A 24,227-nucleotide genomic window follows, 5' to 3' on the forward strand; every position below is an offset into this window, starting at 1 on the left:
CGGAGTACACCATGTGCGCCTGTGGGAATCAATGGATGTCCGCTGTGCGGTCACTCTCCGCGGACACCTCGGCGCCGGCACGGGCGGTTCGGGCGGCCCCGTCGGTCCCGTCCGTCCCGTCGGTCTCCTCGGTCGGGGAGCCGCCGCGCGCCGCGTCGGCCGCCGCGTACAGCTCCTCGGGGTGGACTCCGGCGAAGGCGGCGACGAGGTGCCCGTCGGGGCGCACGAGCAGGACGGCGTGGGCGGGGGCGCCCGGGTAGGCCTCCGTCACCAGGACCTCCGCCTTCGCGGGGAGCGCGTCGACCGCCTCTTCGAGTCGCGGCATGACACCCGCGCCGCGCCAGTGGCGCGGGTCCCAGACCCCGGTGCCGGGGGCGACCAGGAGGACCAGGAGGCGGCCCTGACCGAGCCGGTCCCGGAGCCGGACGGTCGTGCCGTCGGGGGCCGTCACGCGGACGTCCTCGACCGGGGCGCCCTCGGGGGTGCCGACGGGGGTCCGGCCGCCGCTGTACTGAGGTGCGAGGGGGGAGTGCGGGTACGCGGGGGGCGCGCCCAGCGGGCCGCGCCCCACATGACCGTCGGCCAGCAGGGCGTCGTGACCGCGCATGGCTCCCGGGAGGTACGTCCGCAGGCCTCCGCCGCCGCGCAGGGCCGGCAGCGACTGGTCCGCCGCGCGGAGCCGGGAGGCGACGGCCGCCCGCCGCTCGCTCTGGTAGCTGTCGAGGAGCCGCTCGGAGGCGCCGTGGTGCCAGGTGTGGGCGAGCTTCCAGGCGAGGTTGTCGACGTCCCTGAACCCCTCGTCGAGGCCCTGGGTGCCGACAGCGCCCAGCAGATGGGCCGCGTCCCCGGCGAGGAGGACCCGGCCGACCCGCCAGCGCCGGGCGAGCCGGTGGTGCAGGGTGTGGACGCCGGTGTCGATGAGTTCGTACGGGGGCGTCACCCCGTCGCACCAGCCGGCCAGGGTCTCGCGGATCCGGGCGACCAGCGCGTCCGGGGTGACCAGGTCGCCCCGGGGCGGCAGCAGCCAGTCGATCCGCCACACCCCGTCGGGCAGCGGACGGGCGGTGATCTCCTCGGCGGCGCCCCGCCACGGCGGCTGACGGTGCAACAGGGCTTCGCCGGGCCAGGGGAGTTCGGTGCGCAGCGCGGCGACCGCGTGCCGTTCCACCGCGGTCCGGCCGGGGAAGCGGATCCCGAGCAGCTTGCGCACGGTCGAGCGGGCGCCGTCGCAGCCGACGAGATGACTCCCGCGCCACCAGGTGCCCGCCGGGCCGCGGGTATGGGCGATGACGCCGTCCGGGTCCTGCTCGATGGTGTCGAGCCGGGCCTCGGTGACGAGCCGGATCAGCTTCTGGTGGGCGATGGCGTCGCGCAGTCCGCGCGCCAGGGCGTGCTGGGGGATGTGCAGCGGCGCGGCCGGGGCGGAGGGCGCGTCGGGGTCCTCGGACCACTCCTCCGTACCGCCGAGTCCCAGGTCGAGGGCCAGGTGGCGGGCCACCTGGCGGCGGCGCATGCCACGCCAGCCGACCCAGCGGACACCCTCGTCACGGAGGGTGGTGCAGCCGAGCCGCTCGACCATCGCGGCCGTGTCGGCGCGCAGCACGACACTGCGGGCGGGGCGTGACTCCTCCTTGCCCGAGCCCTCGTCGAGGACGACGCTGGGCACGCCCTGCGCGGCGAGCGCGAGGGAGAGCGCGAGGCCGACGGGCCCCGCGCCCACGATGATCACCGGGTCCACGGCGCGGCTCCTGAAGGCCGGACGGTCATGGGGGCAGCACATCTGAGTGTGGCACGAGCCCGGTGCTTGATCACAGACCGTATGCAACCCACTGAGGGTGCTTGCGTCAAGCGACGGGGTGGGCGCGGTGCGGCCGACCTGAAGTCGGTGCCGCTCCGGCCCACCCCTGTGGTCCCACGGACCCCGTCGGGCCCCACCGTTCACCGTGGTGGGACCTGTCCGGGAGTCAGGCGCCGCTGATGGCGTCGCTCTTCACCTCGGTCGCTCCGGGCTGGGCCGGGATGTTCACCGCCGCGGACTTCTTGCCCTGGCGCAGGCGCCGCTCCAGGCGGCCGGCGAGGTGGGTGAGGAGCGCGTTGATGACGATGAAGATCAGTGCGATGACCGTGAAGGTGGCGATCGTGTTGGCGCCGTAGTTGGCCGTGATCTGCCGGTTCTGGCTGAGCAGCTCGGTGAATCCGAGCATGGCGCCGCCGAGCGCCGTGTCCTTGACGATCACGACGAGCTGGCTGACCAGGGCGGGGAGCATGACGGTCACGGCCTGCGGCAGCAGGACGTACATCATGGTCTGGCCCTTGCGCATGCCGAGCGCCTCGGCGGCGTCGCCCTGGCCGCGGGGCAGCGAGAGCACACCGGCGCGAACGACCTCGGCGATCACGGAGGCGTTGTAGAGCACCAGGCCGGTGACGACCGCGTACAGCGGGCGGAAGTCGGAGCTGATCGTCGTGTACTCGCGGTAGATGCCGCTCGCGAACATCATCAGGAGCAGCACCGGGATGGCGCGGAAGAACTCCACGACGGTACCGACGGGCACCCGCACCCAGCGGTGGTCGGAGAGCCGGCCGATGCCGAGGAGGGCGCCGAGCGGCAGCGCGATCAGGATCGACAGCACGGCGGCCTTGAGGGTCTCCGTGAGGCCGGGCAGCAGATACGTCGTCCAGACGCGGGAGTCGGTGACGAACGGACTCCACTTCTCGACGGCCAGCTGGTTCTTGTCGGCCATGGCCGAGAGCATCCACCACGCCGCCAGTCCGAGGACGGCGAGAAAGCCGATCGTGTAGACGACGTTCCGCCGCTTGGCGCGGGGGCCGGGAGTGTCGTACAGGACGGAACTCATCGCTTCACCGCCAGACGCTTGGCCGCCCAGCCGAGGAGCAGGCCGGTGGGGAGGGTGAGGAGGATGAAGCCGAAGGCGAAGACGGCGAAGACGGCGAAGAGCGCGTCGGCCTCGTTCTCGACCATCTCCTTCATCAGGACGGCCGCCTCCGCGGCGCTGATGGCCGAGGCCACCGTGGTGTTCTTGGTGAGGGCGATGAGCACGTTGGCGAGCGGGGTCACCACCGCGCGGAAGGCCTGCGGGAACACCACCAGGGTGAGGACCTGGGTGAAGTTCAGGCCCAGCGCGCGGGCGGCTTCGGCCTGACCCGGCGGAACGGTGTTGATGCCCGAGCGCAGCGCCTCGCAGACGAAGGTGCCGGTGTACGCGCTGAGGCCGAGGACCGCGAGCCGGAAGCCGATGTCCTCGAAGCTGCCGCCGCCGAGCGTGATGCCGAGGGTCTGGTTGAGCCCGAACGAGCAGGCCACGAGGACCACGGTCAGCGGGGTGTTGCGGACGAGGTTCACGTACGCGGTGCCGAAGGCCCGCATCGCGGGGACCGGGCTGACCCGCATGCCGACCAGGGCCGTGCCCCAGATCAGCGAGCCGATCGCCGAGTAGAGGGCGAGCTTCGCCGTCACCCAGAAGGCGCCGAGCAGGTCGTACTGCCCGGAATCAAGAAAGTCGAACACGATGCCCGCGCTCTCCCCTGGTGGTCGGTCGGTTGGAAGGCCGGTGCGTGGGCAGCGGCCGGTGCCGGTGCGGACGGCCGCCCCGGGTGGGGGCGGCCGTCACGGCCGGAGCGGGTCAGGTCAGTTCTCGACCTTGGGCGCGGGCTCGTACTTGTAGCCCGAGGGGCCGAAGTGCTGCTTGACGAGCTTCTCCCACGTGCCGTCGGAGACCATCTTCTCCAGCGCCTTGTTGATCTTGCCGCGGAGGTCGTCGTCGCCCTTCTTGACGCCGATGCCGTACTTCTCGTCGCTCATCCGGAGACCGGCGAGCTTGAACTTGCCCGCGTGCTCCTTCTGCGAGGCGTAGCCCGCGAGGATGGAGTCGTCGGTGGTCAGGGCGTCGACGGCCTTGTTCTCCAGACCGGTGAGGCACTCGGAGTAGCCGCCGAGCTGCTGGAGGTCGGCCTTCGGGGCGAGCTTGTCCTTGACGTTCTGCGCGGAGGTCGAGCCGGTGACCGAGCAGAGCTTCTTGGAGTTGAGGTCCTCGACCTTGGTGATCGAGCTGTCGTCGGCGCGCACGAGCAGGTCCTGGTGGGCCAGGAAGTACGGGCCGGCGAAGTCGACCTCCTTCTTGCGCTTGTCGTTGATCGAGTAGCTGGCGACGACGAACTTCACGTCACCGTTCTTGATCAGGTTCTCGCGCTCGGCGCTCGGCGCCTGCTTGAAGTTGATCTTGTCCTCGGCGTAGCCGAGCTCCTTGGCCACGTAACGGGCGACATCCACGTCGAAGCCGGCGTACTTGCCGTCCGGGGTCTTCAGGCCCAGGCCGGGCTGGTCGAACTTGATGCCGACGTTGATCTTGTCACCGTTGCTGCCCGAGTCGGAGCCGCCGCCACAGGCGGTGGCGGTCAGCGCGAGGACGACGGCGGCCGCGGCGGCGGCGGGGGTGCGACGAAGCTTCATCGTGGAATGTCCCTTGGTCTAGAAGTGAGTTGGGAAGGATAGGCCCGAACTCGCTCAGTGGTGAAGGATCTTGGAGAGGAAGTCCTTGGCCCGGTCGCTGCGCGGGTTGCTGAAGAACTCCTCGGGCGCCGCCTGCTCGACGATGCGTCCGTCGGCCATGAAGACGACCCGGTTGGCGGCGGAGCGGGCGAAACCCATCTCGTGGGTCACGACGACCATCGTCATGCCGTCCCGCGCCAGCTGCTGCATGACCTCGAGGACCTCGTTGATCATCTCGGGGTCGAGCGCGGAGGTCGGCTCGTCGAACAGCATGACCTTCGGGCCCATCGCGAGCGCGCGGGCGATCGCCACACGCTGCTGCTGACCACCGGAGAGCTGCGCGGGGTACTTGTCCGCCTGGGTGCCGACCCCGACCCTGTCGAGCAGGGCGCGGGCCTTCTCCTCGGCGGCCTTCTTCTCCGTCTTCCGGACCTTGATCTGGCCCAGCATCACGTTCTCGAGCACCGTCTTGTGCGCGAAGAGGTTGAAGGACTGGAAGACCATGCCGACGTCGGAACGCAGCCGGGCCAGCTCCTTGCCCTCCGCCGGCAGCGGCTTGCCGTCGATGGTGATGGTGCCGGAGTCGACGCTCTCCAGCCGGTTGATCGTGCGGCACAGCGTCGACTTGCCGGACCCGGACGGTCCGATGACGACCACGACCTCGCCGCGGCTGATCGTCAGATCGATGTCCTGGAGGACATGCAGTGCGCCGAAGTGCTTGTTCACGCCGGACAGTACGACCAGGTCGTCCGTGGCGTGCGGGGTGTCCGCGGGACCCTTGGACACTGACTCTCCGCTCATCGGGCTCTAGCTCCGTCCTCCTCGGTTGGGGAGGACACTAGAGATCCGATGTGATGCCCGTCATCACATCTGAGCGGAAATTGAGGATAACGATCCGGCCGCAACCGGACACAGTGTGTGAACGGGACACCCCGGGCCGTACCGGCTGCATAACAGAAACACCGGTGTCACCGGGCGACACTTGACGGCAACACCGATCGCCACCGATGTTCGGTGTTCATGCCCCGGTACCACCTGGTACACAGAGAGCCGTCGATCACGCCACAACCCCGGAGGAGGTACGTATGCGACTGCTGCTCGTCGAGGACGACGATCATGTCGCCGCCGCCCTCTCCGCGATCCTCGCCAAGCACGGCTTCACGGTCACCCACGCCCGCAGCGGCGAGGAGGCCCTGCAGGCCGTCCTGCCCACCGCGCAGGGCGTGCGCCCCTCCTACGGGGTGATCCTGCTCGACCTCGGCCTCCCCGACCAGGACGGCTACCAGGTCTGCGGCCGCATCCGGAAGCTCACCACCACCCCGGTGATCATGGTGACCGCGCGCGGCGACGTACGCTCCCGGATCCACGGCCTCAACCTCGGCGCCGACGACTACGTCGTCAAGCCCTACGACCCCGGCGAGCTCCTCGCCCGCATCCACGCCGTCAGCCGGCGCAACGCGGGCACCGAGGAGACGGCGGGCACCGGCGCGGACGCCGACGGAACCCAGCTGCAGCTCGGCTCCGTCGTCATCGAGCTGCCCACCCGCCGCGTCAGCGTCGACGGCGAGAGCGTCGCCCTGACGCGCAAGGAGTTCGACCTGCTCGCCCTCCTCGCCCAGCGGCCCGGAGTCGTCTTCCGCCGGGAACAGATCATCAGCGAGGTCTGGCGCACCAGTTGGGAGGGGACCGGCCGCACCCTGGAGGTGCACGTCGCGTCCCTGCGCTCCAAACTGCGGATGCCCGCCCTGATCGAGACCGTGCGGGGCGTCGGCTACCGCCTGGTCGCCCCCGCCGCGTAACCGCCGGACGGCCCCTTCGTGCGCACCCGCCTCCTTCCGCTGCTCATCGTCCTGATGGCCGGCGTCCTGCTCGCCCTCGGCTTCCCGCTCGCCGCCAGCCTCGCCGCCTCCGAACAGCAGCGGGTCGTCGTCGACCGGCTCGACGACGCCGCGCGCTTCGCCGCGCTCGCCCAGTTCGTCAGCGACACGAACCCCTCCATCGACGAGCGGCGGACCACCCTCGGCGGCGAACTCGCCAGCTACCACGACGTGTACGGCATCCGGGCCGGCATCTTCTACCGGAACAACCGCTCCATGGCCGCCGCCCCCGAGGACTGGGTCGTCCCGTACGAGGGGGAGGGCCGCCGCGCCTTCCGCGAGGCGCTCCTGGGCCGACGCAGCCACGATCCGCCGCAGGTGTGGCCCTGGCAGCCCCACGCCCGGCTCACCATCGCCTCCCCGGTCGTCCGCGACGGGGACGTCGTCGCCGTCGTCGTCACCGACTCGCCCACCGGACAGCTCCGCATGCGCATCCTGCGCGGCTGGCTGGTGATCTTCGCGGGCGAGGCCGCGGCCATGCTCCTCGCCATCGGCGCCGCCATCCGGCTCACCGGCTGGGTGCTGCGACCCGTCCGCGTCCTCGACTCCGTCACCCACGACATCGCCACCGGGCGCATGAACTCCCGCGTCGCCGCGACCGGCGGGCCGCCCGAGCTGCGACGCCTCGCGCTCTCGTTCAACGAGATGGCCGACAACGTCGAGGAGGCGCTCGAACAGCAGCGGGCCTTCGTCGCCGACGCCTCCCACCAGCTGCGCAACCCGCTGGCCGCGCTGCTCCTGCGGATCGAGCTGCTCGCCATGGAGCTCCCCGAGGGCAACGAGGAGATCGCTTCCGTACGGACCGAGGGCAAGCGCCTCTCACAGGTCCTCGACGACCTCCTCGACCTGGCCCTCGCCGAGCACGCGGCGGCCGAGCTGAGGCTCGTCGACGTCGGCGCGCTCACCGCCGAGCGGGTCGCCTCGTGGCGGCCGGTCGCCGACGACAAGGGCGTCGTGCTGACCGGGGAGTGCGGGGCGGTCACGGCCTGGGCGGACCCGGTGGCGCTCTCCAGCGCGCTCGACGCGGTGATCGACAACGCGCTGAAGTTCACCCCGGCCGGGGAGGAGGTCTCGGTCACGGCCAAGGCCCGGCCCGGCGGGGAGAGCGTCGCGGTCGTCGTCGCCGACCACGGGCCCGGTCTCACGCAGGAGGAGCTGGGGAGGGTCGGCGACCGCTTCTGGCGCTCGGGCCGCCACCAGAACATCAAGGGGTCGGGCCTCGGCCTCTCGATCACCCGGGTCCTGCTGACGGCGGGCGGGGGCGGCATCGCGTTCGCGCCGAACGCGCCGCACGGGCTGCGGGTGACGGTCACCGTGCCGCGGAACGCTCCGGTCGCCAGGACGGCGACGGGGGACCGGGGCGGTCGGGACGGTCAGGGCGGTCGGGGCTTCGCCGGGCGGTAGGGCCGGGCGGTCCTGTCGTTCAGGGCCCGGCCCTCACCGGGTGGTGGGAGCGGCCGGGGCGGTCGGGGCTTCGCCGGGCAGTGGGACCGGCGGGCGAAGGCAACCCGGGGCGGTCGGGTGGGACCGGCGGGGGGCGAAGGCGACCGGCAGCGGTCGGGGCCTCACCGGACGTGAGGACCGGTCGGCGCCGTCGTGGAGGGGCCGGGCTGTACCGGGTGGTGGGAGCGGTCGGGGGAAGGGTGACCGGCACCGGTCAGGGCTTCACCGAGCGGTAGTAGCGGCTGGCGCCGTCGTGCAGGGGCAGGGGCTCCGTGTAGACGGCGGTCCGCAGGTCCACCAGCTGCGCCGGGTGGACCTGGTTGCCGATCCGGTCCCGGCTTCTGATCACCGTACGGGTGAAGCCCTCCACCAGGTCGTCGTCGGCCTCGGCGGTGGTGACCAGGAGGTTCGCCACGGCCAGGGTCTCGATCTGCCGGCCGTCCTGCGCCTTGGCGTACGCGTCCGCAGGGATCAGGGCCGACCGGTAGTGGCGGGTCGACCTGCCGACGTCGTGGAGCCGGTCGACCAGCGCCGTGTCGAGGGGGAGCAGCCGGACCGGGAAGCGCTCCGACAGCTCCTGTACCGCCGCGGTGGGCAGCCCGCCCGACCAGAAGAACGCGTCCAGCTCGCCGCGCTCCAGGAGCCGCGGCATGGTGTCGATGCCCATCGAGACCGGTTGGATGTCCCGTACGGGGGCGAGGCCCGCCGCCGCGAGGACACGGTCCGCGATCAGCCGGACACCGGAGCCGTCCTGGCCGACGCCGACCTTCAGACCGCGCAGGTCCTGCACCTTCTGGATCGCGGAGCCCTTGCGCACCACGAGCTGGACGTAGTCGTCGTAGAGCCGCGCGCAGCCGCGCAGCCGCTCGAAGCCGGGCCTGCGCTCCCGCTGGTACTGGGCCACCGCGTCGGCCGTCGCGATGGTGAAGTCCGCCTTGCCCGAAGCCACCCGGGCCAGGTTCTGCTGGGATCCCTCGCTGTCCGTGAGCGTTATCGACACCTCGGGCAGGTCCTGCGCGAGGGCCTGCTTCAGGAGCTTGCCGTAGCGCTGGTAGACGCCGCTGGGGACACCCGTACTGAACGTGACCGAGCCGCTCGGGGCGGGGGCGCCGAAGGGCGCCAGCCACCACGCCAGCATCCCGCACACCACGAGCAGCGTGGCCGAGACCGCGAGGACACGGCGGCGGACGGCACGGGAGAGGGAGGCGAACATGGTCGCGATCCTGCCAGGCCACGGCCGTGTCTGGCCAGGTTCGATCGAGTGAGGGGGCCGGGGCGGGGATCGGGGCCGGGGTGGCGCGCCGCGTGGGGCTGGAGTGGGGCTGGAGTGGGGTCCCGCGCGGGCCCGGGGTGGCGTCCCGCGCGGGACCCGGCGAGAGGTCCGCGCGAGGCGGGTACGCGATCCGGGAAGGGCCGTGTGCGGCCGCGCGGGCCCGGGGAGGGGTCCCGCGCGGCCGTGCCGGGTCAGTAGGCGAACGCGGACTTGCCCGTCACGGTGGTGGCGACGTGAGTGATGCCACTGCCGGGCGGCAGCGCCACCGTGGTGCCGGTGGGGCTGGTCGTCGTACCGTCGCCGAGCTGGGCGGCCGCGTTGGCACCCCAGCCGATCACCGAGCCGTCGTCCAGCGCGGCCACGGTGAAGTCGGCTCCGCCGGAGATGCTCTGGACGCCCTTGAGCGTGTCCAGGACGACCGGGGTGGTGCGGTTGGCGTTCGTGCCGTCGCCGAGCTGCCGGTCGGTGTTCTTGCCCCAGCCGGCCAGGCTGCCGTCGTCGAGGACGGCGAAGCCGGACGCGGAGGTGGCGAAGATCCTGGCCACGGCGTCGAGGTAGGCGACGTCCACCGGCTTGTTGCTGTCGGTGGTGGTGTCGTTGCCGAGCTGGCCCTCGGCGCCCTTGCCCCAGGCCTTGACGACGCCGTCGGCGGTGAGCGCGAGGACGTGGTCGCAGCCCACGGCGACGGACTCGACGTCGACCAGGTCGGGGACCTTCTGCGGGGTCTCGCGGGTGGAGTTGTTGCCGGTGCCCAGGCGTCCGTTGTCGCCCTTGCCCCAGGTCCAGACCGTGCCGTCCTGCCGGAGCGCCACGCTGAAGTCGCAGCCCGCCCCGACGTCCTTGACCTTGTCCAGGCTCTGCACGGGGATCGGAACCTTGTACGGGTTGGTGGTGTCCTGGCCGGTGCCCAGTTGCTTGGAGGCGTTGCCGCCCCAGGCGAGGACCCGGCCGCCCTTGACGGCGAGCGCGTGGTTGAGGCCCGCGGAGACCTCGCTGACGCCGGAGAGTCCGGCCACGGTCGCGGGGAAGGACTGGGCGACGAGGGTGCCGTTGCCGAGCTGGCCGGTGGCGTTGTTGCCCCAGCTCTTCACGGTGCCGTCCTTGAGGAGGGCGACGGCGAAGCCGTTGGCGGCCGCCGCGGCGCCGCCACCGCCTCCGGAGAGCTCGCGGACGTCGTCACGGGTGATGCCGAGGACGGCGGCGGGGGTCTGCTGGGCGAGGACGCTGCCGTTGCCCAGCTGCCCCTGAGCGTTCTCGCCCCAGGCGCGGACCCAGGGGTCGGTGCCGGCGGCGGCGGGGAGGACGGACGTGGTGAGGGCCGCGAGGGACAGTGCGGCGAGGAGGGTGAGACGCAGGGGTGGGGTCATCTGCGTGCCTTTCGCTTCATGAGGGGTCTTGGGAGTCGTGGGGGTCAGTAGGCGTAGCTGGACTTGTTCGCGACCGAGGCGGCGACGCGGGTGACGCCGCTGCCGGCCGGCAGGGCCGTGACCGGGGTGGGGGACGAGTCGGTGGTGCCGTTGCCGAGCTGGCCGTTGCTGTTGTTGCCCCAGGCGAGGACGGACTGGTCGGAGAGGACGGCGAGGGTGTGCTGCCAGCCGCCGGCCAACTCCTGGACGTCGCTCAGGCCGGGGACGGGAACGGGTGTCGTCCGGTCGGCGGTGCTGCCGTCGCCGAGCTGGCCCTGGCCGTTCCAGCCCCAGGCGCGCACGGTGCCGTCGTCCAGGACCGCGTAGCTCTGGTAGGCGCCCACGAAGACCTTGGTGACGCCGTCCAGATGCCGTACGTCGACGGGCACGGGACTGTCCTCGGTGCTGTCGTCGCCGAGCTGGCCCGTGTTGTTGCGGCCCCAGGCCTTGACGGTCCCCTCGGCCGTGAGGGCCAGGGAGTGGGCGCAGCCGGCGCTGACGGCCACCACGTCCTCGAGGCCGGGCACCTTCTGGGGCGTGTTCCGATCGGAACGTATGCCGATGCCGAGCTGACCGAGGTGGTTGCGTCCCCAGGTCCAGACGGTGCCGTCCTCCCGGAGTGCGACGGAGTGCTCGCAGCCGCCCGAGACGTCCTTGACCCTGTTCAGGCTCTGGACGGCGACGGGGCGGGTCGCGGGGCCGGAGGCGTCGGGGGTGGTGAGGCCGTTGCCGAGCTGACCGTAGGCGTTGGTGCCCCAGGCCAGGACGCGTCCGCCGCGCACCGCGAGGGCGAAGGGGCCCCCGGCGGCGGAGATCGAGGTCACGCCCGAGAGACCGGCGACCTTCGCGGGGAAGCCCTGGCCGGTGGTGGTGCCGTTGCCGAGCTGGCCGGAGGTGTTGCCGCCCCAGGACAGGACCGTGCCGTCCTGGAGAAGGGCGAGGGCGAAGGAGAGGTTGCTGTTGAAGCCTCCGGCGGAGAGCTCGCGCACGTCGCCTCGGGCGACCCCGGCGACGGAGCCCGGGGTGGTCTGGTCGAGGGTGGTGCCGTTGCCCAGTTGGGCGCCGACGTTCAGCCCCCAGGCCCGTACCCACGGATCACGTGGTTCGGCGTGTGCGGGTGCGTGCGAGGCCGCCAGGGCGGTCAGGGCGAGGGCCGCGGCGACCGCGGCCCGTACGTACGACAGGTGCGACATGCCGTTCACCGGCCTCAGTACGCGTACGTCGTGTTGCCGCCCAGGGAGACCGCCACCGCCTTGATCGCCGAGCCCTCGTTGAGGATCTTCACCGACTCGTAGCGGGCGACGGTGGTGCCGTTGCCGAGCTGGCCCTCTCCGTTGTGGCCCCAGGTGAAGACCTCGTCAGCCGTGACGGCGACGCCGTGCCGGGCGCCGGCCGCGAGGTGCTGGACGCCTTCGAGGCGGGGGATCTCGACGGGGGCGGTGCGGTTGGTGCGGGAGACGTTGGAGTCGAAGGCCTCGTCGCCCTCCAGGAGCTGGCCGTACTGGTTGTTGCCCCAGCCCCAGACATGGCTGTCGCTCGTCTTGACGTAGTTGTGGAACGCGCCCGCCTCGATGTCGGAGACGCCTTCGATCCAGTCCACGTCGACGGGGAGGGTGGCGGACTTGGTGGAGGAGTTGCCGAGCTGGCCGTAGAGGTTGTAGCCCCAGGACTTGACCGTGTCGTCGGCGGTCAGCGCGAGGGCGTGGTGGCAGCCGGCGTCGATCTCCACGATGTTCTCCAGGCCGAGGACCTGCCGGGGTACGGAGCTGGTGGCGCGGGTGCCGTTGCCGAGCTGGCCGTGGATGCCGCGGCCCCAGGCGTACACCTTGCCGTTCTCCAGGAGCGCGAGGCTGAAGTCGCAGCCGGCCGAGATCTGCTTGACCTTGGGCATGCCCTGGACGCGGTCGGGGACCGTACGGCTGTCGCCGGTGCGGTTGTTGCCGAGCTGGCCGTAGGCGTTGTCGCCCCAGGAGTAGACCTGGCCGCCGGTGTCGAGGGCGAGGGCGTGCTTCCCGCCGGCCGCGATGTCCTTGATGTTGGTGAGGCGGGGGACGGTGGTGGGCACGGTCTGGTTGGTGTTGCCTCCGTTGCCGAGCTGGCCGGAGGAGTTGTGGCCCCAGGACTTCACCGTCTTGTCGGTACGGGCCAGGGCGAACGAGTCGGCGGACGAGGTGCCGCCGCCCGACAGCTGGTCGACGTCGCCGCGGAAGAGACTGGTGACCGAGGACGGGCTGAGGCTGTCGGCGAGGGTGCCGTTGCCGAGCTGGCCGGTGCGGCCGGCACCCCAGCTCAGCACGGTCGGATTGCCCTCGTTGGCGTTCGCCGCGGGGGCGAGGGCCGGCAGGGCGGTGAGGGCCGCCGCGGTGACGGCGGCGGCGGCGAAGCGCCGGGCGCGCGGCGTCGTGCGCGAGGGACTGCGTCGTGAACGGGACATGGCTCTGCTCTCCTTCGACGGGGACATACGGGAGGGCTGCGTCCGGCCGGTGGCGTCCGCGGGGAGCGCGGAGGCGTGCACGGGCCGGTCGCGGGTCATGCGAACACGTCGTGCCGGGCCCTTGGGCATGGGGCGCCCACGGCCGGGTGCGGCGGCCGGGACGGGCCGCCGGGCACATCAGCAGACTGTCCGAGAATGATCACCGAGGCGAGCCGGAATCACTGAAACACCCGTTTGCCGGACCTCCGTTCGGGGCGCCGCCGCAGGGGCGCATTCGCCCCTCCACAAGCCCCGGGACGAGCCGCGGACGGCGCCCGCGGCGGGCCGCCGAACGGCGGCGGCCGGGGGAGTGAGGAACCCTGCCGCGCACGGCCGCCGACCGTCTCGGCTCCGCGCCGGATTCCATGCCCACGGGTGTACGGAGGCGTGGCGCGGCCCACCCCGCGAAGCCTCCGCCGGGGCCGGTCCGGGCGGCTCCGAGTGCGCTCCGCCGAAGTGGTGAGCGGCCCCCGGGGAGCGCGCCGCACCGTGTGTCCTGCCGGGGCGCCGGGGCCCCGGCGGCTAGCGTCTGGTTGCGCTCGGTGATCTTGAGGACAGTCCCCTGTCCGCCCCTGGCATCCCCTGCCGAGCCCACCAAATCACCCCTGTCCCAAGGGAGTTCCCATGCCCGAACGGAAGACCTTCGCGCGCCGACTGCTGGGCGCCGGAGTCCTCGTCGCCGCCCTCGCGCTGCCCCTGGCCCCCCTCGCGTACGCGGAGGAGTGCAAGCCCGAGGACCAGGCCTGCCTGGACAAGGAGGCCAACGCCAAGGAGGCCAAGGAGATCGAGGAGCAGCAGAAGAAGACCCAGGAGGCCGCCGGCCAGGCCGACAAGGACATCAAGGCGGCCGGGGAGAAGCTCAAGGAGTGCCCGCCCGGCTCGTCCTCCTGCATGGGCAAGCTGACCGGCGGCAAGGGCGCCGCCGAGGAGCAGGGCGTCAAGGACATGACCGACACCATCTCCGCGAACGAGCCCGAGCCGACGAACAACGCGGCCCAGGCCGTGACCTCCACCTGCGAGTCCTTCCCCGGCTCGCTGCCGCAGGGGTCCACCGACCCGGGACAGTCCCCCTTCCCGGTCGACCAGCTCTGCAGCCTCCTCGGCGACTGAGCCGCTCCCCGCGCGCGTCCCCGCTCCTTTCTCCCCTCCCTCCCCTCCGTCCCGAAGGGATTCCCCGTCATGCCCGCGTGCCATCGCCGCGCCGCCCTGCTGCCCGCCCTCTCCGTCCTCCTCGGCCTCGCCGCCGTCTCCCTCGCACCGCCCGCCGGTGCCGCCGAGGAGGGGCCCGGCGAGACCCCCGTACCCCGTGCCCTCACCGCCGACGGACGCCCGGCCGAGATCGGCGACGTCCTGAAGTACTGCGGAACCAAGCGCGACGCCTGCACCTTCGCCATCGACCGCAAGCTGGGCCGCGAGTACGTCACCACCGTGAAGTCCCTCGGCAACGCGGTGATCAACTGCACCCAGAGCGACATGGCCGTCGAGCGGACCGTCACCCTCAGGACCGGCACCACCGACAACATCGGCGGCGAGATCTCCGGTCAGATCACCGCCGAGGGAACCGTCGGCGCCACCGGCACGGTCAGCACCAACCTCACGGGCGAGGTCTCCAGCGAGAACAAGACGCCCGACCTCTCCAAGGGCCCCACGTCGACCAACACCGCCAAGACCTCGGTCGCCGGCGGCGCCACGGCCTCGGGTTCGCTGAGCGCGCGCCTCGCCTTCCAGGCCGCCTTCAAGGCCACGTACTCCAAGTCGTGGACGGTCGAGACCACCGAGGTGACCGCCTACAAGACCACCGTCAAGCCGCACGACATGCTCGTCTTCGGCGCGAGCGCCGCCATGCGACGCGTGGCCGGCAGCCTCGTCGCCGACACCGGGCAACGGATCATCGGCATCGTCGTGGACAGCCCCTCGACGGTCACCAGCAGCACGTTCATCGCCCAGACGTACGCCGCGGCCAGCGGCGTCTGCGGCGGTACGCGGCCCACCGGAAACACCGCACCCACCCCGGCTCCCGGCCCGGGCGTCCCTCCCGCTCCCGGCCCCGGCCCGGTCTCCGCCGCCGAGGTCCCCGCCGCGCGGGCGGTGCCCCCGGGCGCCGAGCCGAAGAGCGTCGTCGTCCTGCCCGCCGCCCACTGAACCGGGAGAAGCGCCACCATGAACCGCACCGTGCTCCCGGCCCTCGCCGTCCTCGGCGCCGCCGGGCTACTGCTCCCCCTCGCCCCCCTCTCCTCCCTCGCCTCGGCCGCCGCCGCCGAGCAGGCCGTCCCCGTCCTCAACGGCGACTTCGCCGACCCCGTCATGAAGGGCGACGGTCCCACCACCGTCGGGATCGACCACTGGACCGGCCTCAACCAGCGTTACTCGCCCACCGCTTCGGGACGCACCGACGCCTCCCACGGCGTCGCCCTCCAGAAGGACGGCAACACCCTTCAGCAGCGGCTGCGCGGAGTCCGCGCGGGGGCCAGGGTCACCGTGAGATACGAGGACAGCCCCGCCGTCTCCAAGGAGTGCACCGGCGAACAGGTCGTCGCCGGCCAGCCGTACGCCGTCGTCGCCTCCGGCGGGGCGGTCCAGGAGGTCACCACCGCCGGCGATCCGGACCGGGTGAAGGGCACGCCGGGCAAGGGTCGTTGGACCGGACGCGCCTACGTCTTCACCGCGAGCGAGAACGAGCCGCTGCTCACCTTCACCTCCCGGGTCACCGACTCCCGTACCCATGTGACCTGTTCACCGATGATCGCCCGCGTCCGCGCGGTCGAGGTGCCGCCGGAACTCGACAGGACCGTGAGCAAGACCGCGCTCGGGACCTCGGAGGCGTACAAGGGCAACGACCGCGAGAGCACCCTCCACAACGCGGCCGCCGCCTGCAACGGCGAGAACGCCTGCGTCTTCCGGCCGGACAGCCGAATGTCCTTCCGCTACTACGACCGGGCCCGGGTCGTCGGCGAGGCCTTCGTCAACTGCACCCGCAACGCCCTGGAGCACTCCCGGCTCCTCTCGTACTCCGAGCGCGCGCACGACAGCATCTCCCAGACGTACGCCGACGCGGGCCTCGCGCTCAACGAGGTGGCCAGGCTGCCCACTTCGGGAGACCGGACGGAGGACGAGAAGCGGGCCAAGGAGCGGCCCATGGCCGCCCAGTTCGCCCTCGCGTACGAGAAGGGCTGGCAGCGGCCCTGGCAGTGGTTCAGCAGCGACCAGCGGACCGTCGTCGAGAAGATCCAGCCCGGTGAGGTCAGCTGGGTCGAGATGCAGCCGAGCCGCGAGCGCGTCGAGGGCTGGTTCGTCAGTAAGAAGGACGACTACCGGCTGCACGCCGTCGTCGACGGACCCTCGCGGGCCGTGCCCGACCGGCTGCTCCAGCGCACCGGGCCCATGTCGGAGGCCGAGAAGCAGCGCTGCGCCGCCGCCCGGCCCATGACGACCACCCCGGTGGGCGCGGACGCGCCCGCGAGCTCCAGCGACAAGGGGCTCCTCAAGATCCCGGCGCCGGCCGCGCCCGGGGCCCGCTCCTCGGACCGGAGCATGCCGCTGAACTGACCCGCGCCTCGGACCGGAGCATGAGGCCGGACCGACCCGCGCCCGCGGATCCGGCCGCCTCACCCCGCCACGGCGGTGAGGCGGCGCAGCACCTCGTCCGGGCCCAGGGCGCGGGCCACCGCGAACAGGTCGGGGCTGCGGGTGGCGCCGGTGAGCGCGACCCGCACCACGTTCGCGATCTCCCTCGGCGGTCCCGCCCAGCGCCCGGGGTCCCGCCGCCAGGAGGCCGTGTCCGGGGCGTGGCCGTGCCGCGCGGCGAGCGTCCGGAGCGTGCCGTACCACTCCTGCGGGGTGGCCGCCCCGGCCGCCTCCGCGGCGAACTCGGCGGCGATCCGGCGCACCAGCCGCGGGTCCAGGCCGCCGTAACGGTCGTCGTCGGCGCCCGGCGCCGGGCCGAAGAGCTCGGCGAAGAAGAAGCCGTAGCGGTCGCGGAAGCAGGACCAGCGGTCCAGGTCCTTCCGGGCGGGCGCGCCCTCAGGGCGGCCCACGGCCACCGCCGCCAGGGCCAGGGCCCGGTGGCGGGCGAGAACCGAGGCGAGCTCCGGGTCGTGGGTCTCCGCCCAGGCGAGGAGCTGCGCGTACAGCTCGTCCGGGCCGAGCGAGGCGATGAACTCCCGGCTCAGGGAGTGCAGTTTGGGAAGGTCGAGCAGGGGGCCCGACGGGCGCATGCCGTCGAGCCGGACGGTGGCGGCGAGCGCCTCGGCCGTGGGCACGTCCATGAGCCGGATGTTGGCGAGACCGCGCAGATAGTGCTGGACGGCGGCCGGCGGATACCCGGCGGCCAGGTAGTAGTCCACCGACGCCTCGGGGTCCTTGCGCTTGCTGAGCTTGCGGCGCGAGGGCCCCTCCGCCTTCATCAGCGGCGCGAGATGCGCGTACGCGGGCGGCTCGAAGCCCAGGGCCGCGTGCAGCTGGAGATGGACCGGCGTCGAGGACAGCCACTCCTCGCCCCGCACCACCAGTGACACCCGCATCAGACGGTCGTCCACGACATGCGCGAAGTGATAGGTGGGCAGCGGGAGTTCCTCCCGCGAGGACTTGAGCAGCACGATGTCGTTGCCGTTGTCCTGCATGGTCACCGAGGCACGGATGCGGTCCGTGAAACGGACCCGCCCGGGGAACTCGTACGGGCAGCGGAACCGCACCACGTACGGCTCGCCCGCGGCCAGCCGCCGCGCGGCCTCCTCCGGGGCGAGCGTCCGGCACGGCGCCCACCGGCCGTAGTAGCCGAGCGGGGAGCGCCCCGCCCGCTGCTCCACCGCGCTCCGGGCCAGCCGGTCCTTGTCGCAGAAGCAGGGGTACGCGCGGTCCCGCCGCAGCAGTTCGCGCACATGGCTGAGATAGACGTCCCGCCGCTCCGACTGGAGGTACGGGCCCCACGCGCCGTCCCCGGCGGCCCCGCCCTCGTCCGGGGCGAGCCCGAACGCGCCGAGCAGCCGGGAGAACGCCTCCGCCGCCCCCGCCACCCGCCGCGACCGGTCGGTGTCCTCGACGCGCAGCACGTGCACGCCGCCCGACTGGTGGGCCAGGGCGCGCGCGACGGCCGCCGTGTACAGACCGCCGATGTGCAGATGACCGGTGGGGCTCGGGGCGAAGCGCGTCACCTCGGCACCCGCCGGCAGGTCACGCGGGGCGAAGCGGCGCTCCCAGTCGGCCGGTTCCGGGAGATCGGGCGGGAACATCGCGTTGATGACGGACAGGTCGAGCACGGTGGACTCCCTCCTGGGGTTCCTCGATCGATCCACCGTAGGGCCGTGACCGGCCGATTCGAGAGGAGCGGAGACGCGAGGCTGCGGAACCCCGAACCCTCTTCGGCGTCGGGCGCCCCGAGCGGGACGCGCGGTCAGTAGCGTCCCCAGGAGCGTTCCGAACGGCTCGGACGGACCCGGAGAAGGAGAGGCGCGATGGGCGGCACACGCGGGGTGGCCCTGCTCGCACTCGGCTCCTTCGCCGTGGGGACCGACGCCTACGCGATGGCGGGACTGCTCCCGGGCATGGGCGCCGACCTCGATGTCTCCGTCTCCCTCGCCGGCCAGTCCGTCACCGCCTTCACGCTCTGCTACGCCCTGGCCGCGCCGCTCCTCTCCGCCGTTCTCGCCCGCTGGGGGACCCGTACCGTCCTCGTCACCGCACTCGTCGTCTTCGTCCTCGCCAACGCCGGTACCGCGCTCACCGGTTCGTACGCCGGACTCCTCGGCACCCGCGCCCTGGCCGGAGCCGGAGCGGGACTGTTCGTCCCGGCCGCGGCCACCGCGGCCGTCGCCCTCGTCCCGCCCGAGCGGCGCGGACGCGCCCTCGGGCTGGTCCTCGGCGGGATGAGCGCCGGCACCGTCCTCGGCGTGCCGCTCGGACTGCTCGTCGCCGCCGACTCCGGCTGGCGGACGACCCTCTGGCTGATCACCGGCCTCGGCGTCGTCGCCCTGACCGGCGTCGCCGCCGCGCTCCCCCCGGTCGAGGGGGCCGCCGCGCCCTCCCTGCGGGCCCGGCTCGGCGCCCTCGCCCGGCCCCGGGTCGCCGTGGTCGTCACCGTCACCTTCACCCAGACCGTCGCCAGCCTCGGGCTCTACACCTACCTCGAACCGGTCCTGCACCGGACCGCCGGCGTCGGCAGCGCCGTGCCGTACCTCTGGGTCTGGGGCATCGGCGGCGTCTGCGGCAGCCTCCTCGCCGGAACCCTCGTCGACCGGACCGGGAAACCCGCCGCCCTCGCCGTCGCCCTCCTCGGCACCCTCGGCTGCGCGCTGGCCCTGCTCCCGTGGACCGGATCCGTCCCCGGCCTCGTCCTGGTGCCCCTCCTCGTCTGGGGCGCCGTCGGCTGGGCCTTCGTGGTCCCCCAGCAGCACCGGCTGCTCGCCCGGGACGGCGGGAACGGGGCCGCCGCCGTCGGCCTCAACAGCTCCGCCACCTACCTCGGCGGCGCCGTCGGCTCCGCGCTCGGCGGCCTCGCCCTCGCCCACGGGCTCGACGCCCGCTGGCTTCCGCTCCCGGCCGCCGGGGTCGCGCTCGCGGGAGTCCTCTTCCATCTCACCGCGGTGCGCGGCCCCGCCCGGCGCGACGCCCGGACCGGCCGCCGCACCACGGACCACGCCAACGGGACCGGAGCCGCGGGCGGCGCGACCGCGGCCGGGGCCCCGGAAAGGAACGCCCCATGAAATTCGGCGTCAATCTGCCCAACTACGGGCCCGAGGCCACCCCCGACGCCCTCGCCGACTGGGCGCTGCGGGTCGAGTCGATCGGGTACCACTACGCCATGGTCTCCGACCACGTGGCGCTCACCCCCGACGTGCAGCACCTCTTCCCCGCCCCGTTCTACGACCCCTTCGCGACCCTCGCCTGGCTCGCCGGGATCACCAGGACCGTGGGCCTCGGTACGACGGTGACGATCCTCCCGTACCGGCATCCCGTGCACACCGCCCGCGTCGCCGCCAACATCGACCGGTTCAGCAACGGGCGCCTCGTCTTCGGCGCGGCCGCCGGCTGGGCCGCACGCGAGTTCGCCGTCCTCGACGTCCCCTACCGCAAGCGCGGCGCCATCAGCGACGAGTACCTCGCCGCCATCAAGGCCTGCTGGGCGGACGAGGTCGCCTCCTTCGACGGCGCCCATGTCTCCTTCCGCGAGGTCCACACCGGGCCGCTGCCCGTGCAACGACCCGGGCCGCCCGTCTGGGTCGGCGGCCACAGCTACGGAGCGCTCCGCCGGGCCGTCCGCCTCGGCGACGCCTGGCACCCCACCTCCGTCTCCGGCGACTGGCTCCTCGGCGTCGGGCTGCCCACGCTCCGGCAGGTCGCCGAGGAACACGAGCGGCCCGTGCCCGACCTCTGCCCCCGCATCAAACTCCGCGTCACCTCCCGGCCCCTCGGCCCCGGACGGCTCCTCGGCGAGGGCACCCCGGCACAGATCGCCGACGACCTCGGACTCCTCCAGGACCTGGGTGCGCGGTCCGTCGTCCTCGACCCCACCTACCCCGGCGACCGGCGCGAGGCGGGCCGCACCGCCCGGGACCTCGACGTCCTGGAGACACTGGCCAAGGAGGTCATCGACGTGGACGCCGGCTGCGTACGATGACCGGACGGCGGCGGCGGGAGGAGGTGCGGGCGTGACCGACTATCCGGACCTGAGGAAGCTGCGGGTGCTGAGGGAACTCAGCGAACGCGGCACCGTCAGCGCGGCCGCCCAGGCACTCCACCTCACCCCGCAGGCCGTCTCGCAGCAGATCAGCGCCCTGGGGCGGGAGTTGGGCGTGCCGCTCACCGAACCGTCCGGGCGCCGGCTGCGGCTCACGGGCGCGGCACGGATCGTGCTCCGGCACGCCGACGCCGTCTTCACCCAGGTCGAGCAGATGCGCGCGGAGCTCGCCGCCCACCGGAGCGGCGACCACGCGGAAGTGGCCGTCGCCGGCTTCTCCACCACCCTGTCGGCGCTCATCCTGCCCGCCGTGGCCCGGCTGAGGGAGACCCGGCCGCTGCTGCGGACCTCACTGACCGAGGTCGACCCGCCGGAGAGCTTCTCCCTGCTCCAGCGCGGGGAGACCGATGTGGTCATCTCCGCCGACACCACCCGCACCCCGGGCGCGGCGGGCGAGGACGGCCGCTCCGACGGCCGCTTCCACCGGATCGCGCTCTGCGACGACCCCTTCGACATCGCCCTGCCCGCCGGCCACCGGCTGCTCGGCAGCGAGCGGCTCCTCCTCGCCGACCTCGCCGACGAGACCTGGATCTTCGCCACCACGGGCCTCTGTCACGACATCGGCGTCGCCGCGTGTACCGCGGCCGGGTTCACCCCGCAGGCCTCCCACGCCATCGGCGACTGGGACGCCACGCTCGCGGCGGTGCGGCTCGGCCTCGGGGTCGCGCTGGTGCCGCGGCTGGCCAAGCCGGTCCCGCGGCCCGAGGTGACGATCCGCGCGTTCAGCGAGCGGGCACCCTCCCGTACGGTCTTCGCGGCCGTCCGGGAGGGCAGCCAGACCTCCCCGGAGATCGCCGCCGTCCTGGACGCGCTCCGCACGGCGGCCAGGGCGGCCGTCGCGGGCTGACCCGCGGCCGGGGGAGAGTCCCCGATCCGCCACGGCTCGTGGACGGTACCGTCCACCAGACGTTGCTGGACCCGTCCGACCGCCGCTGCGAGGCTCGTTCCCGTGCCGCGGAGAGCTCCGCGCGTCCCCTCACTTCTTCTTCCAACTCCTGGCCGAGCCGGCCGAGCCCTGTCTTCGGAGAGCGGGAATCACCCATGTCCAAAGCCACCTACACGCGGCTCGCCGCTTTGAGCCTCATCTGGGGCTCCGTCTTCCTGTGGATCAAGATCGCCGGGTACGGCTTCTCACCCGTGCAGATGGTGCTGATCCGGCTCGCGCTGGGCGCCGTCGTCATCCTCGCCATCGGTTACGCGAAGGGGCTCCGGCTCCCCAGGGAAGCCGCCACCTGGGGCCATCTGACCGTCGCCGCGCTGCTCGGCAACGCCGTCCCGTGGACCCTCTACGCCGAGGGGGAGATCGCCGGATCGAGCAGCGTCGCCGCCGTGGTCAACGGCAGCGCGCCGATCTGGACCCTGGCCGCCGCCCTGCTGCTCGGCCAGGAGAAGAAGGTCTCCGGCTTCAAGGCGGGCGGTGTGCTGCTCGGCCTCGGCGGCACCGCGCTGATCGCCTCACCGTGGAACTCGACCTCGGCCGGGACCGGTTGGAGCATCCTCTGCTTCGTCCTCGGCTCCATCAGCTTCGGCGCCAGTTTCGCGTACATGGGCAAGTACCTGGTGGGCAGGGGCATTCCGCCGCTGATGCTCGCGGGCGGACAGCTCGGCGCGGCCACCGTGCTGCTGCTCGTCGCCTTCCCGTTCCTGGGGCTCCAGGCCGTCACCTGGCGCACCGACTCGGTGATCTCCGTCCTGGTCCTCGGTGTGGTCTGCACCGGCTTCGCCGCGCTGCTCAACTTCGAGCTGATCATCAAGGACGGGCCCACCGTGGCCTCCACCGTCACCTATCTGATGACCGCGGTCGCCGTCGTCCTGGGGGCCGTGGTGCTGAGCGAGCCGCTCGGCTGGACCGTGTGGCTCGGGGCGGTGGCGGTGCTCGCGGCCACCGGTCTGCTGCGACGCAAGCCGCGGCCGGCGGCCGAGCCGGCGGCCGCGGCGACGCCCGATCGGACGCCCGAGCCGGCGGCCGGGGCGGAGCACGGGGACGGGTCCGGGCCGGCGCCCGGGGACGGGTCCGCGTCGAAGTCCGGGGCCGCCTCCGTATCGAGTGCGGCGGCGGCCGAATAGCGGGCCCGCGCCGAACACCGGCACAGCAGTGCGCAGTGCGCCACCCGGCCGTCCTCGGCGGCCGGGCCGGCGTCATTCCCTCAGGAAATACCGGGCCACCACCCGCAACATTGTGTTCATTAATGGGACGGGTGGTGGATGGTAGCGTCAGAAGTGGAAACACCCGGCCTTTATGGGGGAGTCGTACGTGGCTTTTGTGGTCGAACTCGTTTTCCGTGGCAATGAGACGGACCGGTTGAGTTTCGGAGAGGCTCACCGGACCTACTGGAAAAGGATGGCGGCGCGCGGCATCCTGCTCGGTGGCGGCCCCTGGCGGGACGGCACCGGGGAACTCCTGGTCTGTGAGGCACCGGACCGCCGCACGCTCTTACGGGTCCTCTACGCCGACCCGTACGCACAGGCCCAGGTCTTCGGCGAGTTACGGGTCCGGGAGTGGAACGCGGTCATGGGGCACGTGGTGCTCGCCGGCCTGGAGCGGACCACCGGAGGGGCCGGGACCCATGAGCGAATACGCGGGGGCGTCACGGCCCTCGTCCCGCCGGCCGTCACCGCGCCCGCCCCGCCGGTCGTCCGTGAGGAGGCCGCCGTCCGTGAGGAACTGACCGCCCACGAGCGGCGCATCGCCACGATGATGCTCGACGGACTGACCAACAAGCAGATCGCCGAGTCCTTCACGGTGTCGACGCGGGCCGTGGAGCTGCACATCACCCGGATCTACCGGAAGCTCGACATCCGCCGGCGTGCCCAGCTGGCCGCCGCCATCGACCGCTTCGAGGCCGCGCTCGCCTGCTGACTCTCCGCAGCACCCGCGCCCGCACCCGCACTCGCGCGCGCCCACACCGCACGCGCACCCGTATCCGTACGCACACATGTTGGGGAGTCGTCATGCCGCTGGTCGAGATAACCGTTCCCGAGGGCACCCTCTCCGAGGCCGCCGCGGAGGTCCTGCAGCAGCAGGTCGCCGAGTCCGTACTGACGGCCATGGGGCTGCCTCGCACCGACTTCTTCGCCGCCGCGACCTGGGTGTACGTCCGGGAGGCCGCCAAGGGGCTCGCGACCACCGCGGCGGCCGGCACGGGCCCGGGCGTCCTGGTCGTCGTCACCCCCCTGAAGGGCTTCCTCACTCCGGAGCGCAACGAGGCCCTCTCCGTCGAGGTGACCCGGCACGTGCGGGACGCGACCGGTCCCGACACCGTCGTCTGGCTCGTCGTGAACGAGATCCCGGAGGGGAACTGGGCCGTGAACGGAGGCCTCACCCGCCGCGCGAAGATCGACGAGTTCATCGCCGAGGCCGCCGAGGCTGCCGGGGCCTCCGGGCCTGCCGGGGCCGCCGAAGCCTCCGGGGTCGCCGCCGTACAGGCCGACTGAATTCGTTTCGGTATTCCCGGGGATTCCCCATTCCGGACGCACGGCGTCGCACCGTAATTCACGGTGCGACGCCGTTCGTAT

General features: G+C 72.7%; 21 protein-coding genes. 11 read left to right on the forward strand and 10 right to left on the reverse strand.

The genetic code is table 11. The features are described from left to right. Positions 1 to 28: 28 nt before the first annotated feature. The 5 genes from IE311_RS28545 to IE311_RS28565 all read right to left on the reverse strand — a co-directional run bounded on the left by IE311_RS28545 (position 29) and on the right by IE311_RS28565 (position 5,308). Positions 29 to 1,738, reverse strand: a complete 1,710-nt coding sequence (locus IE311_RS28545) for an FAD-dependent monooxygenase (protein WP_189834721.1) — start codon at positions 1,736 to 1,738, stop codon at positions 29 to 31. A 226-nt stretch (positions 1,739 to 1,964) separates the two neighbouring features. Then, a complete protein-coding gene (locus IE311_RS28550; RefSeq protein ID WP_189834722.1) occupies positions 1,965 to 2,855 on the reverse strand; it encodes an amino acid ABC transporter permease in 891 nt (296 codons plus the stop codon). Continuing rightward, the gene (locus tag IE311_RS28555; RefSeq protein WP_189834723.1) at positions 2,852 to 3,526 is read right to left on the reverse strand and encodes an amino acid ABC transporter permease; all 675 of its coding nucleotides are present in this window, start codon (positions 3,524 to 3,526) and stop codon (positions 2,852 to 2,854) included. The genes IE311_RS28550 and IE311_RS28555 overlap by 4 nt, the downstream gene beginning before the upstream one ends. 120 nt (positions 3,527 to 3,646) lie before the next feature. Next, on the reverse strand, positions 3,647 to 4,468 hold the full coding sequence (locus IE311_RS28560) for a glutamate ABC transporter substrate-binding protein (RefSeq protein WP_189834724.1): 822 nt from the start codon (positions 4,466 to 4,468) through the stop codon (positions 3,647 to 3,649). A gap of 54 nt (positions 4,469 to 4,522) precedes the next feature. After that, complete coding sequence (locus IE311_RS28565) at positions 4,523 to 5,308, reverse strand: amino acid ABC transporter ATP-binding protein (RefSeq protein WP_189834725.1); 786 nt, start codon at positions 5,306 to 5,308, stop codon at positions 4,523 to 4,525. Positions 5,309 to 5,592: 284 nt separating this feature from the next. Between IE311_RS28565 and IE311_RS28570 the strand changes: the two genes are divergently transcribed. Beyond that, positions 5,593 to 6,306, forward strand: a complete 714-nt coding sequence (locus IE311_RS28570) for a response regulator transcription factor (RefSeq protein ID WP_189834726.1) — start codon at positions 5,593 to 5,595, stop codon at positions 6,304 to 6,306. A gap of 18 nt (positions 6,307 to 6,324) precedes the next feature. Then, positions 6,325 to 7,788, forward strand: a complete 1,464-nt coding sequence (locus IE311_RS28575) for a sensor histidine kinase (protein WP_189834727.1) — start codon at positions 6,325 to 6,327, stop codon at positions 7,786 to 7,788. Positions 7,789 to 8,041: 253 nt separating this feature from the next. Here IE311_RS28575 and IE311_RS28580 read toward each other — a convergent pair whose 3' ends face one another. The 4 genes from IE311_RS28580 to IE311_RS28595 all read right to left on the reverse strand — a co-directional run bounded on the left by IE311_RS28580 (position 8,042) and on the right by IE311_RS28595 (position 12,940). Continuing rightward, entirely contained in the window at positions 8,042 to 9,040 is a 999-nt protein-coding gene (locus tag IE311_RS28580; protein ID WP_189834728.1) for a TAXI family TRAP transporter solute-binding subunit, read from the reverse strand. A 251-nt stretch (positions 9,041 to 9,291) separates the two neighbouring features. Continuing rightward, positions 9,292 to 10,467, reverse strand: coding sequence for an RCC1 domain-containing protein (locus IE311_RS28585; protein ID WP_189834729.1), 1,176 nt, complete (start codon positions 10,465 to 10,467; stop codon positions 9,292 to 9,294). Between the two features lie 44 nt (positions 10,468 to 10,511). After that, the gene (locus IE311_RS28590) at positions 10,512 to 11,699 is read right to left on the reverse strand and encodes an RCC1 domain-containing protein (RefSeq protein WP_189834730.1); all 1,188 of its coding nucleotides are present in this window, start codon (positions 11,697 to 11,699) and stop codon (positions 10,512 to 10,514) included. Positions 11,700 to 11,713: 14 nt separating this feature from the next. Then, entirely contained in the window at positions 11,714 to 12,940 is a 1,227-nt protein-coding gene (locus IE311_RS28595; protein ID WP_189834731.1) for an RCC1-like domain-containing protein, read from the reverse strand. Positions 12,941 to 13,603: 663 nt separating this feature from the next. Here IE311_RS28595 and IE311_RS28600 point away from each other — a divergent pair. The 3 genes from IE311_RS28600 to IE311_RS28610 all read left to right on the forward strand — a co-directional run bounded on the left by IE311_RS28600 (position 13,604) and on the right by IE311_RS28610 (position 16,525). Continuing rightward, positions 13,604 to 14,089 (forward strand): hypothetical protein, encoded by a 486-nt coding sequence (locus IE311_RS28600; RefSeq protein WP_189834732.1) that lies wholly within the window; start codon positions 13,604 to 13,606, stop codon positions 14,087 to 14,089. Between the two features lie 69 nt (positions 14,090 to 14,158). Next, positions 14,159 to 15,121, forward strand: a complete 963-nt coding sequence (locus IE311_RS28605) for a hypothetical protein (protein WP_189834733.1) — start codon at positions 14,159 to 14,161, stop codon at positions 15,119 to 15,121. 18 nt (positions 15,122 to 15,139) lie between these two features. Beyond that, entirely contained in the window at positions 15,140 to 16,525 is a 1,386-nt protein-coding gene (locus tag IE311_RS28610) for a hypothetical protein (protein WP_189834734.1), read from the forward strand. Between the two features lie 59 nt (positions 16,526 to 16,584). Here IE311_RS28610 and IE311_RS28615 read toward each other — a convergent pair whose 3' ends face one another. Then, a complete protein-coding gene (locus IE311_RS28615; RefSeq protein ID WP_189834735.1) occupies positions 16,585 to 18,234 on the reverse strand; it encodes a glutamate--tRNA ligase in 1,650 nt (549 codons plus the stop codon). A gap of 195 nt (positions 18,235 to 18,429) precedes the next feature. Here IE311_RS28615 and IE311_RS28620 point away from each other — a divergent pair, with 195 nt between their 5' ends. The 6 genes from IE311_RS28620 (at position 18,430) to IE311_RS28645 (ending at position 24,146) form a co-directional block, all read left to right on the forward strand. Then, entirely contained in the window at positions 18,430 to 19,677 is a 1,248-nt protein-coding gene (locus tag IE311_RS28620) for an MFS transporter (RefSeq protein ID WP_189834736.1), read from the forward strand. Further along, a complete protein-coding gene (locus IE311_RS28625) occupies positions 19,674 to 20,591 on the forward strand; it encodes a TIGR03619 family F420-dependent LLM class oxidoreductase (RefSeq protein ID WP_189834737.1) in 918 nt (305 codons plus the stop codon). The genes IE311_RS28620 and IE311_RS28625 overlap by 4 nt, the downstream gene beginning before the upstream one ends. 31 nt (positions 20,592 to 20,622) lie before the next feature. After that, entirely contained in the window at positions 20,623 to 21,558 is a 936-nt protein-coding gene (locus tag IE311_RS28630) for a LysR family transcriptional regulator (RefSeq protein ID WP_189834738.1), read from the forward strand. 194 nt (positions 21,559 to 21,752) lie between these two features. Continuing rightward, positions 21,753 to 22,778: a DMT family transporter gene (locus tag IE311_RS28635; RefSeq protein WP_229902222.1), complete on the forward strand. Its 1,026-nt coding sequence runs from the start codon at positions 21,753 to 21,755 to the stop codon at positions 22,776 to 22,778. A gap of 235 nt (positions 22,779 to 23,013) precedes the next feature. Beyond that, a complete protein-coding gene (locus IE311_RS28640) occupies positions 23,014 to 23,571 on the forward strand; it encodes a LuxR C-terminal-related transcriptional regulator (RefSeq protein ID WP_229902223.1) in 558 nt (185 codons plus the stop codon). Between the two features lie 92 nt (positions 23,572 to 23,663). Continuing rightward, positions 23,664 to 24,146 (forward strand): tautomerase family protein, encoded by a 483-nt coding sequence (locus IE311_RS28645; RefSeq protein ID WP_229902224.1) that lies wholly within the window; start codon positions 23,664 to 23,666, stop codon positions 24,144 to 24,146. Positions 24,147 to 24,227: the final 81 nt, after the last annotated feature.

The sequence above is a fragment of the Streptomyces zaomyceticus genome (genome assembly GCF_014656215.1).
Lineage (GTDB): Bacteria > Actinomycetota > Actinomycetes > Streptomycetales > Streptomycetaceae > Streptomyces > Streptomyces zaomyceticus.